This is a genomic window from Rhodococcus sp. NPDC056743 (genome assembly GCF_042790355.1).
GTDB lineage: Bacteria > Actinomycetota > Actinomycetes > Mycobacteriales > Mycobacteriaceae > Rhodococcus_F.
This window is the reverse complement of the sequence record NZ_JBHTZI010000017.1, coordinates 17,314-34,923: the sequence shown is the minus strand read 5'-3', so window position 1 is coordinate 34,923 and position 17,610 is coordinate 17,314. Positions and strand designations below refer to the sequence as shown.

The 17,610-nt window shown below is 63.4% G+C and carries 10 protein-coding genes, 1 tRNA gene and 1 pseudogene; 7 read left to right on the top strand and 5 right to left on the bottom strand.

Going from position 1 to position 17,610, the window contains the following annotated elements:
- Positions 1-26 precede the first annotated feature (26 nt).
- Positions 27-953 carry a LysR substrate-binding domain-containing protein gene (locus ACFRFQ_RS29790; RefSeq protein ID WP_378665186.1) on the bottom strand — a complete coding sequence of 309 codons (927 nt, stop codon included), beginning with the start codon at positions 951-953 and terminating at the stop codon, positions 27-29.
- 282 nt (positions 954-1,235) lie between these two features.
- Between ACFRFQ_RS29790 and ACFRFQ_RS29785 the strand changes: the two genes are divergently transcribed.
- A complete protein-coding gene (locus tag ACFRFQ_RS29785) occupies positions 1,236-5,816 on the top strand; it encodes a hypothetical protein (protein ID WP_378665185.1) in 4,581 nt (1,526 codons plus the stop codon).
- Between the two features lie 224 nt (positions 5,817-6,040).
- Here the strand turns inward: ACFRFQ_RS29785 and ACFRFQ_RS29780 are convergent.
- Together ACFRFQ_RS29780 and ACFRFQ_RS29775 are read right to left on the bottom strand one after the other, a co-directional pair.
- Positions 6,041-6,280: pseudogene (locus tag ACFRFQ_RS29780) on the bottom strand (LysR family transcriptional regulator); the annotation flags it as partial.
- 84 nt (positions 6,281-6,364) lie between these two features.
- Positions 6,365-6,440: transfer RNA gene (locus tag ACFRFQ_RS29775), tRNA-Arg, on the bottom strand.
- Between the two features lie 198 nt (positions 6,441-6,638).
- On the opposite strand from ACFRFQ_RS29775, the gene ACFRFQ_RS29770 reads away from it, so the two are divergent.
- Positions 6,639-9,008 carry a phosphoketolase gene (locus ACFRFQ_RS29770; RefSeq protein WP_378665184.1) on the top strand — a complete coding sequence of 790 codons (2,370 nt, stop codon included), beginning with the start codon at positions 6,639-6,641 and terminating at the stop codon, positions 9,006-9,008.
- Positions 9,009-9,055: 47 nt separating this feature from the next.
- Here ACFRFQ_RS29770 and ACFRFQ_RS29765 read toward each other — a convergent pair whose 3' ends face one another.
- Both ACFRFQ_RS29765 and ACFRFQ_RS29760 read right to left on the bottom strand, forming a co-directional pair.
- The gene (locus ACFRFQ_RS29765; RefSeq protein WP_378665229.1) at positions 9,056-9,781 is read right to left on the bottom strand and encodes a DUF305 domain-containing protein; all 726 of its coding nucleotides are present in this window, start codon (positions 9,779-9,781) and stop codon (positions 9,056-9,058) included.
- A complete protein-coding gene (locus tag ACFRFQ_RS29760; protein WP_378665183.1) occupies positions 9,768-10,595 on the bottom strand; it encodes a DUF3105 domain-containing protein in 828 nt (275 codons plus the stop codon). The genes ACFRFQ_RS29765 and ACFRFQ_RS29760 overlap by 14 nt, the downstream gene beginning before the upstream one ends.
- A 217-nt stretch (positions 10,596-10,812) precedes the next feature.
- Between ACFRFQ_RS29760 and argS the strand changes: the two genes are divergently transcribed.
- The 5 genes from argS to thrB are packed head-to-tail and all read left to right on the top strand — an operon-like array spanning position 10,813 to position 17,261.
- Complete coding sequence (gene argS, locus ACFRFQ_RS29755) at positions 10,813-12,465, top strand: arginine--tRNA ligase (RefSeq protein ID WP_378665182.1); 1,653 nt, start codon at positions 10,813-10,815, stop codon at positions 12,463-12,465.
- The gene (lysA, locus tag ACFRFQ_RS29750) at positions 12,462-13,883 is read left to right on the top strand and encodes a diaminopimelate decarboxylase (protein ID WP_378665181.1); all 1,422 of its coding nucleotides are present in this window, start codon (positions 12,462-12,464) and stop codon (positions 13,881-13,883) included. The genes argS and lysA overlap by 4 nt, the downstream gene beginning before the upstream one ends.
- Positions 13,880-15,193: a homoserine dehydrogenase gene (locus ACFRFQ_RS29745; RefSeq protein ID WP_378665180.1), complete on the top strand. Its 1,314-nt coding sequence runs from the start codon at positions 13,880-13,882 to the stop codon at positions 15,191-15,193. The genes lysA and ACFRFQ_RS29745 overlap by 4 nt, the downstream gene beginning before the upstream one ends.
- Positions 15,190-16,272: a threonine synthase gene (gene thrC, locus ACFRFQ_RS29740; RefSeq protein ID WP_209447759.1), complete on the top strand. Its 1,083-nt coding sequence runs from the start codon at positions 15,190-15,192 to the stop codon at positions 16,270-16,272. Before ACFRFQ_RS29745 ends, thrC begins: the two co-directional genes overlap by 4 nt.
- Positions 16,273-16,316: 44 nt before the next feature.
- Entirely contained in the window at positions 16,317-17,261 is a 945-nt protein-coding gene (gene thrB / locus ACFRFQ_RS29735; RefSeq protein ID WP_378665179.1) for a homoserine kinase, read from the top strand.
- The last annotated feature ends 349 nt before the right edge of the window (positions 17,262-17,610 follow it).

Below are 17,610 nucleotides of genomic sequence, written 5' to 3'. Positions count from 1 at the left end.
AGGAGAGATTTTCCCTGGTGGGGACGTTATTGCTGATCGTCCCGTTGTGAAACGAATTCTATAAAACTTCGCGCCACTCGGCTCAAGCGTGCGTCCTGGTGCCAGGCGAGAACCACGTCGACCGAAGCAACAGCGGGCGACCCGATCGTTTTGACGACTACTTCGAGCCCCTCGTACGTGATGTCCATCTTCGGGCGTTGCAGCAGGAGCGTCCAGCCGAGGCCGCGTCCGACAAAGGCTCGCGCCGTCTCGAAGTTCCCGGTTCGGTAGGCGACGTCCGGGACAAACCCGCCGAGGCGGCACACGTCGAGTGCGTGTTTGGTGCTCGGCGGTGCGTTGAGGAGGACCATCGGAAAACCGGCGAGGTCGGGGAGATGAATGGGGTGCTCCGACTCCGCCAACGGGTGCTCGGCGCCCATGACGATCAGAGGTTCGCGAGTGGTCAACGGAATCGTGCGTAGCTCCGACGAGAGATCCAGGTCGTATGCGATCGCAAGATCCAACTCACCGTTTTCCAGATGAGTCTGCAGGCGGTTCTGGTTGTCCTCACGAAACTCCACCTGCGTTGCCGGGTACGCGCGTGTGAAGCCGGCGATCATCGACGGCAGAATCGTCGGCCCCAGTGCCGGATAGCATCCGATCGCGATGGGCCCGGAGACGGTGCCTGCAGTTCCGAGTGCGTCGGATTCGAGTTCGTCCGCCTGTTGTAGGAGGGCACGTGCACGCACCAGAACGGATTCGCCGGTGCGCGTGAGCTGAACACCGAATGATCGACGACGAACGCACAGTTGAACTTTCAGGGCGCGTTCGAGTTCGGTGATGGACGCAGACAGCGCCGAGGGGGAGAGATGCATGAGGTCGGCCGCGGCGGTGATGGTTCCGGTCTCTGCCACCGCCACAAACGCAGCAAGCTGACGCATCGTGTAGGTCGGGGCAGAATCGCGGCGCGGCATGAGATCGACAGTAGTCGCGTAGATGACCCTGAATCGTTCGGTGTGACACCGAGGAGAGGCAGAAGATGAATATCTGACCTGCGTCTTCGTGGTGCACCTAAACGCGACAGTCGCAGAACATCACTCCGGCGGGAAACGCTGGTATCTCGCTGGTCCGCGGGTCGTCTGAGGTGGAGTGATCCGCCCCAAACCGTCAGAGCGCTGGCTCATTCCGCCCAGATTGGCATGCGTCACCGACGGTCCGCTGTGGTGAATGTCGCCGGGCGGAACTAGCCTGTTGCTGTGACCGACGCCCCTCGCCCCTATCTACCTGAAGGGGAGAGAGAGAAATCCGAACAGGCGAGCAGCGAGACAACTCCCACGCCACGGAATCTGGCGTCGCCCCGAATGCCCGGCGCCAGTGGTGGTGTCGCGGACAAGCTAGGCAATAAATACGAGTTGGCCTGGGCTATTCGTCACGCTCTGTTCTGCATCCAGGACGAGCGCCGCAGTCTCACGCTCGAAGAGATCGACCCTGAGCTGGCTGATGGCTCAGAATTCACCTACGTCAACGAGCACGGCGACATCTCGGTGACCCAGGTGAAGCGCCAGAACAACATCACCGATCACTGGACGATCGCAGCCCTCAGAGGTCGCGGCGTCTTGGCGGCGGCTGCTCGCCACGTTGCCGCTGGGCGTGAGTTCCACTTCAGTTCGATGACTCCGAGCGGGGCACTTCGGGTCATGGCGGACTTGTCACGGCAATCGGCGGACGCACAGCAATTCGTTGCGCATCAGCTCACGCGGGAGTTGAGACCAATCTTCGATGAGCTGACCGCGGCGAATGTCTTCGGTAGCGCTGACGGGGCCTGGCAGACCCTGCGCGGTCTGCGGATCGAGATTGAAGTCGAAGAGGACATGATCATGACCAACGCCATGCTCGCCGAAGTGAGCATGGAGGGCGCGACCGGCCGCGTCATGGCAGTTGCCATAGGGGCGGTGCTGCTCGGCAACCTGCGCAGGAGGCTGACGCGACGCGAACTGCTTGACGCTCTTGCTCGCGAGGGCATCACTCTGCGCGACTCCCTGGCACGGCGAACGTCCCATGAGCAGGTGGTGGCAACCACCCAGAGCTGGCGCGGCACGATCGAGCGCGAACTGCTCTCGCCGTCGATCGAGAGGCGGGAAGCTGCAGATCTCGTCGACCTCATGACTACGACCCGCCTTGCACTTGTTGTTGGGGCCGGCGGTGGTGGAAAGAGTGCTGTGCTTTACCAGGCTGCGCGCGAGTTCGAGGGGCAGGACGCCGAGGTGTTGGCGTTCCGGCTTGACCGCCGTGGCGCCTTCGGTTCGACCATGGAACTGGGCACTCAGCTGGGTCTCTCGACCTCGCCGGTCGCGGCGCTGCGACAGGCGGCCGACGGCCGCGACGCCTTCCTGATCATCGACCAACTCGACGCCGTGTCGCTAGCGTCCGGCCGCCTCTCGGAGCGCTACGACGTCATTGCCGATCTCATTCAAGAAGCAACGGCGGTTGACGGGGTGCGTGTCATATTGGCCTGCCGACTATTCGACGTCGAGAACGACCACCGCATCCGCAAACTCGATGCGCGGAACGATGTCGAGCGCTTGACCGTTGATCCGCTTCCTGACGAAGCGGCGGCGGACGCTGTCTCAGCCATGGGTCTCGATCCCGACTTGCTCACTGCTACGCAACGTGCACTCCTCAGATCACCGCTCAACCTTGTCCTGCTCGAGACGATCGCCGAGCAGCCAGGTGCCCTGAACTTCACCTCCCGAGGATCGCTATTCGAAGCATTCTGGCAGCGCAAAGAACAGACCTCCGAGGAGCGACGGCCCGGAACCTTGTTCAACGACGTGCTGGCCCGGATCGCCAACACTGCGAGCGACAACCAGGCGTTGTCCGTTCCCGTCGAGATACTCGGTCCTGGCGACTTCATCAAACACGCGCGGGTTCTCGCCTCCGAACAGGTCATCGCGATCGAAGATGACCGGGTCTCCTTCTTTCACGAGACGTTCTTCGACTTCACGTTCGCCCGCCAGTGGCTGTCACGACGGCAGTCGATGGTCGAATTCCTTTGCGCCCAGGAGCAAGAACTGTTCCGACGCGCGCAGGTGCGGCAGATCCTTGAGCTTCTCCGTGAGCGAGATCCCGGTCGGTTCCGGACGGAGGTCGAGACGGTCCTTAGCAGCGCAGATATTCGCTTCCACATTAAGGAGACGGTGGTCGCCGTATTCGTGAACGTCAGCGCTCCGACGCTTGAGGACGTCGAACTTGTGCTGTCCCTTGCCGAGAGGGAATCCACGCTCACGAAACGGCTGTGGCTGCAGCTCGCACGCCCTACCTGGTTCGGCCCGTTCTCCGCCCATGGTCACATCGAACGGTGGCTCGACAGCGACGACGCCGCACTACGCGGCAGGAGCATCAACTGGATGGGCAACGCCGGCGCCGAGCATTGCGCCGAGGTGGCTGATCTCTTGACGGCGCGGAACCGGTCACCCGACTACGTGGCGTGGCTCCGTTCGGTAACCTGGCGCGCCGACTTGTACGATCACCGGCAGCTGTTCGAGTTATTGCTAGACGCAGTCCGTGCCGGCGAGATCAACCCAGCCGATCAGAATGTCTGGCTCTCGGCACACGAGCTTGCGGAATACCAGCCACTCTGGGCAATCGAGATGCTCAAGGCCTGTTTTGTCGAGAGTCCGTTTGCTCTGGTGCTCGGTAGCGACGGCAAGGTGGCCCTTCTTGGCATTCGTGAGTACGGCGCCACGCAGATGATCGAGGCAGCGTGCAACGCAGAGCCGCAAGCGTTCGCCGAGGCGTTCGTGCCGCATCTGCTGGCAGTCATGGACGCCACGCACTACGACCGACACGAGCAGGATCTTCTTCGCGACCGGCATTTCAGACTGAGACTTCGTGCGGAGTCGGGGTACGGCGACGTCGATGACGCGTTATACAACGGCGTGGCGGACGCGCTCGGGAAGTGGGCGCAGACCTCGCCGGAAACGATCGAGTCGGTGCTGCAGCTCCTGGCCGCTGACGAGCACGACGCGGCGCAGTCGTTGTTGTATCGCGCTCTGATTGCTGGGGGACTGACCTTTGCCCCGTGGGCAGCTGAGCTGATTCTCCAAGGCGGCAACCGCCTAGAAGCAGGGTATCTGTCCGATTCGCACTGGCTCTCACGCGAGGTCGTTGAGGCCATAGCGCCGATTGTCAGCGATGAGGTCCACCTGCAGCTTGAAGAGCAGCTGCGAGACCTTCCCGCGACATACCAATCTTCCGACCTCCACCACACGCTTCGGTGGTTCGGCTACACCGCCTTCACGTTCCTATCAGCGCTCGACCCCAAGCGGTTAACGCCGTTGGGACTTCGACGGCTACAGGAGTACCAGCGCAAGTTCAACCGCGACTTGCCCGAGCAACCGACCGGAATTATCACCTACACGGTCGGGTCGCCGATTGGTGGACCAGCCACAGGCAAGATGAGCAACGCACAGTGGTTGCAGGCCATGGCAAAGCACGACAACGACGACCGTGACCTCGGCAGCGAGGTAGGCGGTGCTCGCGAGTTGGCGCAGCAGCTGAAGGCGCGCACAGCTGAGGATCCACTTCGATTCGCCGGATTAGCCATGCTGTTGACACCCGAGACCAACGAGGCCTATCCCGCCGCGATCCTGTGGGGCTTCGGAGAAGCATCTATTCCAGAAGAAGCACAGCACGCCGTCTTCGACGCGATCCGTCACGTCATGAGCCTCGGCCTCGATAACTGTGACCGCTGGCTTGGCTGGGCGGTCCGTCACGTCTATGACGAGACACCGTTGGACATCGTTGAGATGGTCCTCGACCGTGCACTAAACGCTCCTGACCCTGTCGACAACTCGCCCGTCTTCGTGGGCCGAGATGACCACCAACCCGGACGCGCCTTGTTCCAGAACGGATACAACACCTCACGAGGAAGCTTGGCTGAGTCGCTCGGCGACCTCCTGGTCCACGACCCTGATGGCACGCGCACGGAACTCGTGGCCCCCCGCCTCGCCGAACTGGCGAGCGATCCAGTACTGAGTGTCCGCGCCTGCGCCGCCCACACCATCGCTGCCTGCCTACGGCATGCACGGCCAACGGCCTACGCAGCCTTCGACCGCCTCATCGAGGCCGACGATCTTCTACTTGCCTCAGACATGTTGGACAACCTGATTATCTACATCGGCAACGTCGATCCAGAAGTAGTCGATCCGGTCATCGATCGCATGCTCAGCTCAACAGATGCCGAGGTTCGGAGGGCCGGGGGTTGCGTGGCGGCATTCGCCGCGTTGCAATGGGGGCGTCCAACCCTAATGGAGCGAGCCTTGGCTAGCGATGTGGAAGTTCGGGTCGGCCTGGCTGAGGTCTGCGCCGCGAGGGTTGATCGATCCGCCGATTCAGAACTCGTGCTGTCGACTCTGCGCCATCTGATGCATGACGAGGACGATGAGGTTCGGAAAAAGGTTGGCACCCTGGCTGTTCACCTGCGTGGAGACGACCTGCGCCCTTACGCCGAGTTCCTGGCTGACTTGATCGCGTCACCAAGCTACGTGCACGCGACCCCGCAACTGCTCATCACGCTGCAGGAAGCGCCGGACAAGGTCGACGATCTCGTCGACCTCGCTGCACACCACTTTCTGAATATCCATGGTGAAGATGTGGCCGACATCAGGACCGGTGCTGCCGGGGATGCTCATTACATCTCGGATCTGGTGGTCCGTGGGTTGGCGCAGACTCGCGTCCGACGGCGCATCACAGCGCTACTCGATATCCTTGATCGCCTGCTCGAACTCGGTGTCTACGGAGTCGATCGAGCAATTGATGGAGCCGTGCGCAACTAGATACGAGCGAGCAGGTCGCTCTGGGGCTGCTCGGGCGCTGACGAGCCTCCCCAGGCGTCCTAACACGAACGTCTTTCCGCCGCGAGTGCGGCACGGCTTGGCTGAGCTTGATCTCACGGAGCTACTGCTCGTCCGCCGACGGGCGTGCGCGGAGGGCTGTGGCGACGCGCTGGTTGGAGACGAACTATTGCTCGACGGTGGGATCGATTTCGCGTAGGACGGTGCGCACGTGCACGCACCAGAACGGATTCGCCGGTGCGCGTGAGCTGAACGCCGAATGATCGACGACGAACGCACAGTTGAACTTTCAGGGCGCGTTCGAGTTCGGTGATGGACGCAGACAGCGCCGAGGGGGAGAGATGCATGAGGTCGGCCGCGGCGGTGATGGTTCCGGTCTCTGCCACCGCCACAAACGCAGCAAGCTGACGCATCGTGTAGGTCGGGGCAGAATCGCGTCGCGGCATGAAGCCAACGGTAGTCGCTGAGAAATGAAGCACTGAGAAATGTGGCACCGGGACGCGCAGGCTATAAGAAAACCTGCGTTGTCGTGGTGCCCCCGGCAGGATTCGAACCTGCGGCCTTTCGCTCCGGAGGCGAACGCTCTATCCCCTGAGCTACGGGGGCGCACCGATAGAAATCGGTGTGCCGACTTGGGCTGCGTTAGCGTAGCGCATCACACCCGCCTGTGGTCAAACCGGCCCCATCTAAGGGTGAGTCGAGTGCCGGTAACTAAGACATCCGTGCGGTTTCCCCCTAGGCTCGCCTCTGGGCACAGGTTCGGGCGGACCGCTCGGGCACCCTCGTGAAGTACGGGAGTCGACGATGACCGATCACCAGTATTCCGACGACGATCTTGCGCTGGACCTGCAGTGGTGGGCGGCCGCGAACTATCTGACCGTCGCGCAGATCTACCTGCAGGACAACGCTTTGCTGCGAGAACCGTTGCAAGCGAAGCACATCAAACCGCGACTGCTCGGGCACTGGGGAACCAGTCCGGGCTTGTCGATGATCTACACGCTGCTGAACCGGCACATCGTTTCCACCGACGCGGATTGGCTGTACGTGACGGGGCCAGGGCACGGCGGGCCGGCGTTGGTCGCATCGACGTACCTGGAGGGCACGTACTCGGAGATCTATCCCGACGTGTCGGCAGACGGCGAGGGCATTCATCGGATGTGCCGACGGTTCTCGGCTCCGGGCGGCGTGCCAAGTCACGTCAGCGTGCAGACGCCCGGCAGCATCCACGAAGGCGGCGAACTCGGTTACGCACTCGCACACGCGGCCGGTGCCGCGTTCGACCACCCGGACCTGCTGGTGGCGTGTGTCATCGGTGACGGTGAGGCGGAAACGGGACCGTTGTCGGGATCGTGGAAACTCCCGGCTTTCCTCAATCCGCGTCGCGACGGAGCGGTGTTACCGATCCTGCACGTCAACGGCGCCAAGATCGCGGGACCGACGGTGTACGGGCGCAGCAGCGACGACGACGTCAAGGCGTTTCTCAGCGGTCAGGGATGGGATCCCGTTGTGGTGGGGGGCGACGATCCCGGCACGGTGTTCCCGGAACTGTACCGGGCAATAGTCAACGCTCACAACATGATCCGCGACAGGCAGGCGAAGGCGCGCGCCGGCGAGGAGTGGTCGGGTAAGTGGCCGGCGATTGTCCTGCGCACACCCAAGGGGTGGACCGGACCGCACACGGTGGACGGGAAATTGGTGGAAGGCACCCACTGGGCGCATCAGGTGCCGCTCTCGGGAGTGCGCACCAACGAAGCGCATCTGCGCCAACTCGAAGAATGGATGCGCTCCTACCGTCCGGACGAGTTGTTCGACGCAGCCGGATCATTGCGCGAAGACCTGGCCGCGCTCGCCCCGGTCGGCGACAAGCGGATGGGCAGCACGCCGTACGCCAACGGTGGACGACTACGCGTCGCCCTCCCCATTCCGGCGCTCGAGAAGTACGCACTCCCCATCGACTCGCCCGGTTCGACCTTCCACGAGACCACCAGAGTGCTCGGAGAACTGCTCCGAGACATCTACGCCGCCACGGAGACCGACGACGGCGGCGGAATCTTCCGGCTCTTCTGTCCGGACGAGACGTCGAGCAACCGACTCGGCGCTGTCTTCGAGACAACCGAGCGCTGCTGGCAATTGCCGATCACAGCATTCGACGACGGACTCTCCCCAGACGGCCGGGTCATGGAAGTGCTCAGTGAGCACCTGTGTGAGGGCTGGCTCGAAGGCTATTTGCTCTCCGGTCGGCACGGAATGTTCGCCAGCTACGAAGCTTTTGCGATGGTGAGCGTCTCGATGCTCATCCAGCACGCCAAGTGGCTTCAACACGCCGTGGAATTGCCGTGGCGTGCCCCGGTGGCGTCACTCAACGTGCTGCTCACCAGCACGTGTTGGCGTAACGATCACAACGGTTTCAGTCATCAGGGGCCGGGAATGATCGACGCGGTGATTCCCTTGGCGCCCAGCGTGATCCGAGTGTGGTTGCCGCCGGATTCCAATACGTTGCTGTCGATTTCGGATCATTGTCTGCGCAGCACCGATCACGTGAATCTGATCGTCGTCGACAAACAGCCGCACCTGCAGTACCTCACGCTCGAGCAGGCACACGCGCACTGTGCGGCCGGCGCTTCGGTATGGGAGTGGGCGGGAACAGAGATTCACGGCGAAGAACCGGATGTTGTGCTCGCGGCAGCGGGAGATGTTCCGACACAGGAGATTCTGGCCGCAGCCCAATTGCTCCGAGAGCACACGCCGGACCTGCGAGTGCGGGTTGTCAACGTCGTCGATCTCATGGCATTGCTGACGCCGACCGAGCATCCACACGGATTCGGTGAGCGAATCTTCCTCGACCTGTTCACTGCGCAGACCGACGTCGTATTTGCCTTCCATGGGTACTCCCGCGCCATTCACGAACTCATGCACGGCCGGCCGTCGCCGGAGCGGTTCCACGTTCGCGGATTCAGCGAACAGGGAACCACCACAACACCGTTCGACATGGTCGTGCTCAACAAGATGAGCCGCTATCACCTGGTGATCGAGGCACTACGACGCTCGAAGCGGCGGACGGCCGGATCCCCGGAACTGGCAGAGTTCTGCCGGGCCCAGTTGGAAAAGCATTCCCGCTACATCGTCGAACACCTCGAGGACATGCCGGAAGTAGAAAACTGGACCTGGTCCTGAAGTAATTTTCAGGACCAGGCCCAGTTCGGGTCTGCAAAAACGCCAGGTTAATTCATCGGCAGGGGAGTGGCTCCGCGCGCGGCCAGCATGTTGGTCATCAGCGTGGACTCGCTCTGCTGCGTGTCGACCATGGTCTGGGCCAGGGAGCGCACGGGGCCCTCGGTGGCGTCGGCCGCGGCGTACTCCATCATCGGGAGACCGCCCTCGTGGTGGCGCAACATCAGCTGCAAGAACAAGACGTCGAGCTCGGTGCCGGACGCGGCGCGCAGAGCGGCCAGATCCTCCGGAGACGCCATGCCGGGCATCGTGTCTACCGGACCGGAATGATCCATGGTCATCGTCGACGACGTGCCGTGTGATCCGTGTCCGGACATCGAATCGGACGACATCCACTCCATGTACGGGCCGACCTTGCTGAGCGGTTGATCCCACATCGTCAACCAGGCCTGCATCTGGCCGAGCTGATTCTGCTGCGAGGTCAAGATGTCGTAGGCCAGCGTGCGCACGTCGTTGTCCGTGGACTTCGTCAGCGCGATAGAGGCCATGTCGACCGCCTGGCTGTGATGCACGCTCATGTCCTGCGCGAAGCCCACGTCGACGGAGTCCGATGCCGGGACGGTCAGTGAGGACTCTGCGTCGGGACCCAGCAGATTGGTGAGCGCACCCAGGGCAAAGCCGATGGCGATTGCGCCGATCAGCCCGATGATCAGCAGTGCGGTGCGCTGACTGGGCTTTGACGGCTGGTCGGTGTCCGGCACGTTATCCACCCGCAGGAATCTGCTCGTCGGTAGCTGCCGTGGTGCCTGAGCCGTCCATCGGAACGGCGTCGGGGCCCGGAGCGGTGGGATCGAACGGCGACGTTTCCGGACTGAACAGCGGATTGGAGCAGCTCGCGCCGACCTCGGGGTAGACGTTCGGGTTCTGGTTCAGCGCGGTGATGAACTGGTCGATGCGCTCGTCGTCGGCGTTGTCGACCTCGAGGCGATGGCCCCACGACTGGAGCGAGATGGGGCTGCTCTGGCCGGGATAGGGCGACATCAGCATGTAGGACTTGCCGTTGACGCGTCCGGCAAGGCTGTCGATCTGGTCCTGGTCGACGAGATCGGGGTTGTACGTGATCCAGATGGCGCCGTGCTCGAGCGAGTGGACGGCGTTCTCGGTGCGGATCGGGTCCGCGTACACGGTTCCCGTGCAGTTCGCCCAGGTTGCGTCGTGCGGGCCACCGAACGGCGGGGTCTGGTCGTAAGCCACGCGCTGCGTAGAATCGACGTGCTGACCGGCGGGGTACTCGATCTTGAGGACACCGTCGATCTTGTCCGACGGATCCTGGTTCTCCGAGCTGTACTTATAGGGCTCGAGAGCCTGCTGCTCCTCCACCTTCGGCCACAAGTTGACGGCGAGTACCGCAATCAGGGCAACCACGACCGCACCGGCGCCGATCGTCAGCCACGGGATCTGGCGAGGGGCGGGAACGCCTCCCTTGCCTTTCTTGGCCGGACGGCCACCCTTGTTGGCAGCCTTGATGGCTTTGGCTGATTTGGCCCCGGACTTGTTCTTGGGACCGCGACTATCCGAACCGCTTGGCATCGATTGGGCTCTTTCGGTGTGTGGGCAAATATGCAGCAGACCCTTCCGTCAGACGTACTTGACGGTAGCTCGGGCATTACCACTGTACTTTCCGAGTCTGAGGGCAATCTGGGAGAGTGGCGTGCGACACGCCCAAATCGGTCGTCAGCCTACCCGCAGGCGGCCGGGCGTGAGGCGAGTCTCCACCTCGAGTGTGCAGGCAATAAGATGAATACCTGTGACTCCAGCTGACCTTGCCGAACTGCTCCGCGGAACCGCTGCGAGCGTCCTAGCCGAACGCGGCCTCGACGTCTCGGTGCTCCCACAAACCTTGACCGTCGAGCGTCCTCGCAACCCCGAGCACGGCGACTACGCCACCAACATTGCCATGCAGGTAGCCAAGAAGGTCGGTACGAATCCCCGCGAGCTGGCGGGCTGGATTGCCGAAGCCCTCACCGCAGCCGACGGAATCGAATCCGCCGAGATCGCCGGACCCGGCTTCCTCAACATCCGGCTGGACAAGGACGCCCAGGGCGCCATCGTCGTGTCGGTACTCGAAGCCGGTGCGTCGTACGGCTCGGGTGACTCCCTCGCCGGTAAGAAGATCAACCTCGAGTTCGTCTCCGCTAACCCCACCGGCCCGATTCACCTCGGTGGAACCCGTTGGGCCGCAGTCGGAGACGCGCTCGGACGCATTCTGTCCGCACAGGGTGGCCTGGTCACCCGTGAGTACTACTTCAACGACCACGGCGCCCAGATCGACCGCTTCTCGCGTTCGCTGATCGCGGCCGCCAAGGGCGAACCGGCGCCAGAGGACGGCTACGCCGGCGCCTACATCGCCGACATCGCACAGTCCGTCATACAGCAGCGTCCGGACGTCATGGACCTGCCCGCCGACGAGCAGCAGGAAACCTTCCGCGCCATCGGCGTCGAATTGATGTTCACGCACATCAAGCAGACGCTCCACGACTTCGGCGTCGACTTCGACGTGTACTTCCACGAGAACTCGCTCTTCGAATCCGGCGCAGTCGAAAAGGCCGTCGAGTCGCTGAAGAGTTCGGGCAACCTGTTCCACGAGGACGGTGCCTGGTGGCTCAAGAGCACCGACTACGGCGACGACAAGGACCGCGTTGTCATCAAGAGCGACGGCAACGCCGCCTACATCGCCGGTGACATTGCTTACTTCCAGGACAAGCGTGCCCGCGGCTTCGATCTGTGCATCTACATGCTCGGCGCCGATCACCACGGTTACATCGGCAGGCTCAAGGCCGCCGCTGCCGCCTTCGGTGACGACCCGGACACCGTCGAGGTGCTGATCGGCCAGATGGTCAACCTCGTCAAGGACGGTTCCGCCGTCAAGATGAGCAAGCGCGCCGGCACGGTCATCACCCTCGACGACCTGGTCGAGGCCATCGGCGTCGACGCGTCGCGCTACGTCATGATCCGCTCGTCGGTCGATTCCAGCATCGACATCGACCTCGACCTGTGGACCAAGACCAGCAGCGAGAACCCGGTCTACTACGTCCAGTACGCACATGCTCGCCTCTCCGCGATTGCCCGCAACGCCGCAGACCTCGGACTCTCTGCCGACGCGAGCCACCTCGCCCTGCTCACGGTCGAGCAGGAAGGCGATCTCATTCGCACGATCGGCGAATACCCGCGCGTCGTGTCCAGCGCTGCGAACCTGCGTGAGCCTCACCGCATTGCCCGCTACCTCGAAGAACTCGCGGGTGCGTACCACCGCTTCTACGGCGCGTGCCGCATCCTTCCGCAAGGCGACGAAGACGCCACCGACGTGCACCGCGCACGTCTGGCACTCTGCGCCGCCACCCGACAGGTTCTGGCCAATGGCCTCGAACTGCTCGGCGTCACCGCACCGGAGCAGATGTGAACGCGCACCCCGCCGGCCCCAAGCATGCCGAGCAGTTGCAGGCCCCCGGTCTGCCCGACCGTCCCACCAGCCCCGAGGCTTTCGGCGAACTCTCACCGCAGGTGTGGCCGCGCAATGCTTCTCGCGGCGACGACGGTGAAGTGACTCTCGCCGGCGTCAAGGTCAGCGAGCTTGCCGAGAAGTACGGCACGCCTCTGTTTGTCATCGACGAGGACGACTTCCGTTCGCGGTGCCGCGACATGGCCCGCGCGTTCGGTCCGGATGCCAAGGTGCACTACGCATCCAAGGCATTCCTGTGCGGTGAGATCGCACGCTGGGTCGCCGACGAAGGACTCTCCCTCGACGTGTGCTCCGGCGGCGAACTGGCGATCGCGTTGCACGCCGATTTCCCCGCCGAGCGAATTGCCATGCACGGCAACAACAAGTCCGTCGCCGAACTGGCAGCCGGTGTCGCCGCTGGTGTCGGACACGTCGTCCTCGACTCGGCAATCGAGATCGACCGACTCGACCGTGTCGCCGGTGAAGCCGGAGTTGTTCAGGACGTGCTGATTCGCCTGACCGTCGGCGTCGAAGCGCACACCCACGAATTCATCTCCACCGCACACGAAGACCAGAAGTTCGGATTCTCGCTGGCCGGGGGAGCGGCAATCGACGCCGTCCGCCGCGTCTTTGCCGCCGACAACCTGCGTCTCGTCGGACTGCACAGCCACATTGGATCGCAGATCTTCGACGTCGACGGCTTCGAGGTGGCGGCGCACCGCGTCATCGGACTGCTTCGCGACGTTGTCGCGGAGTTCGGCGTCGAGAAGACCAAGCAGATTTCGATCATCGACCTCGGCGGCGGCATGGGAATTTCGTACATCCCGTCCGACGACCCGCCGCCCGTCGACGAACTCGCAGCCAAGCTCGGTCACATCGTTCGCAACGAGTCGGCACTGGCCGGACTGCCCGAGCCGACACTTGCCGTCGAACCCGGCCGCGCCATCGCCGGACCCGGAACGGTGACGCTCTACGAGGTCGGCACCGTCAAGGACGTCACGGTGGGCAGCGCACTGACACGCCGCTACATCAGCGTCGACGGCGGCATGAGCGACAACATCCGCACATCGCTCTACGGTGCGGAGTACGAAGCCAAGTTGGTGTCACGAACATCCGAGGCCGATCCTGTTGTTGCACGTGTTGTCGGAAAGCACTGCGAATCCGGTGACGTCGTCATTCGGGACACCTGGATGCCCGAGGACGTCGGACCTGGTGATTTACTTGCGGTAGCAGCGACCGGTGCATACTGCTATTCGATGTCGAGCAGGTACAACCTGCTCACCCGCCCAGCCGTGGTGGCGGTGCGTGACGGAGTTTCACGCGTGATTCTGCGGAGGGAAACAGTGGAAGATCTGCTCAGCTTGGAGGTATCGCAGTGACGAGCCAATCGGCGCATCGCGCTATCGGTGTGGCCGTTCTCGGCCTCGGTAACGTCGGAAGTGAAGTTGTCCGCATCATTCGTGAGCAGGCCGACGAGCTCGAAGCTCGCGTCGGCGCTCCGCTGGAACTGCGGGGAGTTGCCGTTCGTCGTGTCGGTTCCGACCGCGGAATCCCCGAGGACATGCAGACGACGGATGCAGAATCTCTGGTCGCCCGCGAAGACGTGGACATCGTCGTCGAGGTGATCGGCGGAATCGAGCTCCCTCGAAAGCTGATTCTCTCCTCGCTCAATTCGGGCAAGTCCGTCGTCACCGCCAACAAGGCGCTGCTCGCGGACCACACCGGTGAATTGGCGGAGGCTGCAGAGGCCAACTCGGTCGACCTGTACTTCGAAGCGTCTGTCGCCGGCGCGATCCCGGTCATCCGCCCGCTGACGCAGTCGCTTGCCGGCGACCGAGTCAACAAGGTTGCCGGAATCGTGAACGGCACCACCAACTTCATCCTCTCCGCGATGGCCGAAACGGGCGCAGACTACGAGGAAACCCTCGCTGAAGCCGGCCGCCTCGGATACGCGGAAGCCGATCCCACGGCTGACGTCGAAGGCTACGACGCCGCAGCAAAGGCCGCGATCCTCGCGTCCATCGCATTCCACACCCGCGTCACTGCCGCCGATGTGTACCGCGAAGGAATCTCCAGCATCACCTCCGCTGACCTGGCGTCGGCAAAGGCACTCGACTGCACGATCAAGCTGCTCTCGATCTGCGAGCGAATCGTCACGCCCAAGGGTAAGGAGCGGATCTCCGCCCGGGTCTATCCCGCACTAGTTCCGCTCACCCATCCACTCGCCACCGTCAACGGCGCCTTCAATGCCGTTGTGGTGGAAGCGGAAAACGCCGGCCGGCTCATGTTCTACGGCCAGGGTGCCGGCGGCGCTCCCACCGCTTCCGCGGTGATGGGCGATCTGGTGATGGCGGCGCGCAACAAGGTTCACGGTGGCCGCGGCCCCCGCGAGTCCAAGTACGCCAAGCTCAAAGTCGCCCCGATGGGCGACATCCTCACGCGCTACTACGTGAACATGGAGGTGGCGGACAAGGAAGGCGTACTGTCCGCAGTCGCCGCCGAGTTCGCGAAGCACGGCGTGAGCATCTCCGTCGTCCGCCAGGAAGGTGCCGGAGCCGGCGCCCGACTGGTGGTCGTCACTCATGTAGCAACCGACGCGGCTCTCTCCGACACCGTGGCGGCCCTCAACGAACTCGAATTCGTCACCGCTGTGACCAGCGTGCTGCGACTGGAAGGCACTGAACAATGACCGGCATCGTCAATCCCGTCCACAAAGCTTGGCCGGGACTCATCGAGGCATACCGGGATCGTCTGGCAATCGGCGACAACTGGAAGACCGTCACCCTGCGTGAGGGCGGCACGCCGCTCCTGCCCGCCGGTCATCTCTCCGAAGTCACCGGTTGCGACGTCTACCTCAAGGTCGAGGGCCTCAACCCCACCGGTTCGTTCAAGGACCGCGGCATGACGATGGCCGTCACCGACGCCCTCGCTCGTGGCCAGCGCGCTGTGCTGTGTGCCTCCACCGGCAACACCTCCGCCTCGGCTGCCGCCTACGCAGCCAAGGCCGGTATGACCTGCGCCGTCCTGATCCCGCAGGGCAAGATCGCCATGGGCAAGCTCGCTCAGGCAGTCATGCACGGCGCCAAGATCATTCAGGTGCAGGGCAACTTCGACGACTGCCTCGAGTTGGCACGCAAGACCACCGCCGAGTTCCCGACCATCGGTCTGGTCAACTCCGTCAACCCGGTGCGCATCGAAGGTCAGAAGACCGCAGCGTTCGAAATCATGGACGTCCTGGGCAAGGCTCCCGACGTGCACGCACTCCCGGTCGGAAACGCCGGAAACATCACCGCATACTGGCGCGGATACTCCGAGTACTACGCAGACGGCCTGACCACGGTCAAGCCCCGCATGCTCGGCGTCCAGGCAGCCGGAGCCGCACCGCTGGTCAACGGCGCCCCCGTCAAGGATCCCGAGACCATCGCCACCGCCATCCGGATCGGTTCTCCCGCATCCTGGAACGGCGCCGTCGCGGCCAAGGAAGAGTCGAACGGCGCATTCCGTGCCGCCACCGACGAGAAGATCCTCGAGGCCTACCGCCTGATCGCCGCTACCGAAGGTGTCTTCGTGGAGCCGGCGTCGGCAGCCAGCGTTGCCGGCTTGCTCGCCGCACGTGCAGAGGGCTGGCTCGAGCCGGGCCTGACCGTCGTGTGCACCGTGACCGGTAACGGCCTCAAGGATCCCGATACCGCTCTGAAGGGCATGCCGAACGTCGAGCCCATCGGTGTCGATCCCGTTGCCGTTGCGGCTGCCCTCGAGCTTGCATAGTGTCCGTGGACTCGTCAACCACTCCGCGGAATCCGGTATCTGACATGACCAGAACCCTCCCTGTGGGTATTTCGGTGACCGCACGCGTCCCGGCCTCGAGTGCAAACTTGGGGCCGGGGTTCGACACGCTCGGCTTGGCTCTGGGGCTGTATGACGAGATCGTGGTCACCACAACGGATTCCGGTCTGAATATTCAGGTCGAAGGCGAGGGTGCTGCGGACGTACCTTGGGGCCCTTCGCATCTGGTCGTTCGGGCCATCGAACGCGGACTCGAAGCTGCCGGCGTGTGGGCTAGCGGCCTGGATGTGCTGTGCCGCAACGCGATCCCGCATTCACGTGGGCTCGGTTCGTCCGCGTCGGCGGCCGTGGGTGGCCTTGCTGCCGCAAACGGATTGGCCCGCGCACTCGACGCCGAGATCGGTCTCACCGACGAGCAGTTGGTTCAGCTGTCCTCCGAGTTCGAAGGGCACCCGGACAATGCGTCGGCGAGTGTCCTGGGCGGCGCTGTCGTCTCGTGGAGTTGCCCGTCCGCCGTCGATGGCGACGAGCCGATCTACTCGGCCGCGAAACTCGACGTTCATCCCGATATCCGTGCGGTAGCACTGGTTCCGGAAGAACGATCCTCCACCGCGCACACCCGCGGACTGCTTCCCGAATTGGTTCCGCACCAGGATGCGTCGTTCAACGCAAGCCGCAGCGCCCTGGCTGTTGTCGCCCTGACGGCGCGTCCGGATCTGTTGATGGCAGCCACCGAGGATCGCCTGCATCAGAGCCAGCGCGCTCCCGCGTTGCCGTTGACAACCCGATGGATCGCGATTCTGCGCGAAGCCGGTATCGCGGCCACCGTTTCCGGCGCCGGCCCCACCGTGCTCGCCCTCAGTACGGAACCGTTCCCCGCGCACTTGGCGGAAGCCGCGCGCGCCGACGGTCTCCGGGTGCTCGAACTCGAGATTGCTCCCGGTGTCGAGGTTCGTCCGACCCTGGCCTGACTGTCCATCCGGCCGGAGCGAGTTGGCGCCCGGCCGGTTGCCAGGCAAGTGAAGTGACACACGCGAGTTTCGGATAATCTTGCCGGACTCGTGGATCGGCGCTATCCTGGGCAATGTCCGTACATCGTGCGCGTCAGTCGCCGGTGCATCATCAAGGGGCCAAACTCCTACCCAGTCGGGAATTGGGGTCCACAATCCTTGACGTGATCCTCGCACTTGTACCTTCTCGAGAAGGTCTGAATCCTCGATGGCCACAACCATCGATGTTTCGTCAGTCGCGGCAGGTGTGCGACAGCATGTCTGTTTGAAACAGGGGCATTTCGAGCACCGGTTTCCGACGGCCATGTTG

Bases quoted from the DNA above. Each gene is read 5' to 3' on its own strand.
- ACFRFQ_RS29790 (WP_378665186.1), bottom strand. From the start codon at position 953: ATGCCGCGCCGCGATTCTGCCCCGACCTACACGATGCGTCAGCTTGCT.
- ACFRFQ_RS29770 (WP_378665184.1), top strand. From the start codon at position 6,639: ATGACCGATCACCAGTATTCCGACGACGATCTTGCGCTGGACCTGCAG.
- ACFRFQ_RS29760 (WP_378665183.1), bottom strand. From the start codon at position 10,595: ATGCCAAGCGGTTCGGATAGTCGCGGTCCCAAGAACAAGTCCGGGGCC.
- thrC (WP_209447759.1), top strand. From the start codon at position 15,190: ATGACCGGCATCGTCAATCCCGTCCACAAAGCTTGGCCGGGACTCATC.
- thrB (WP_378665179.1), top strand. From the start codon at position 16,317: ATGACCAGAACCCTCCCTGTGGGTATTTCGGTGACCGCACGCGTCCCG.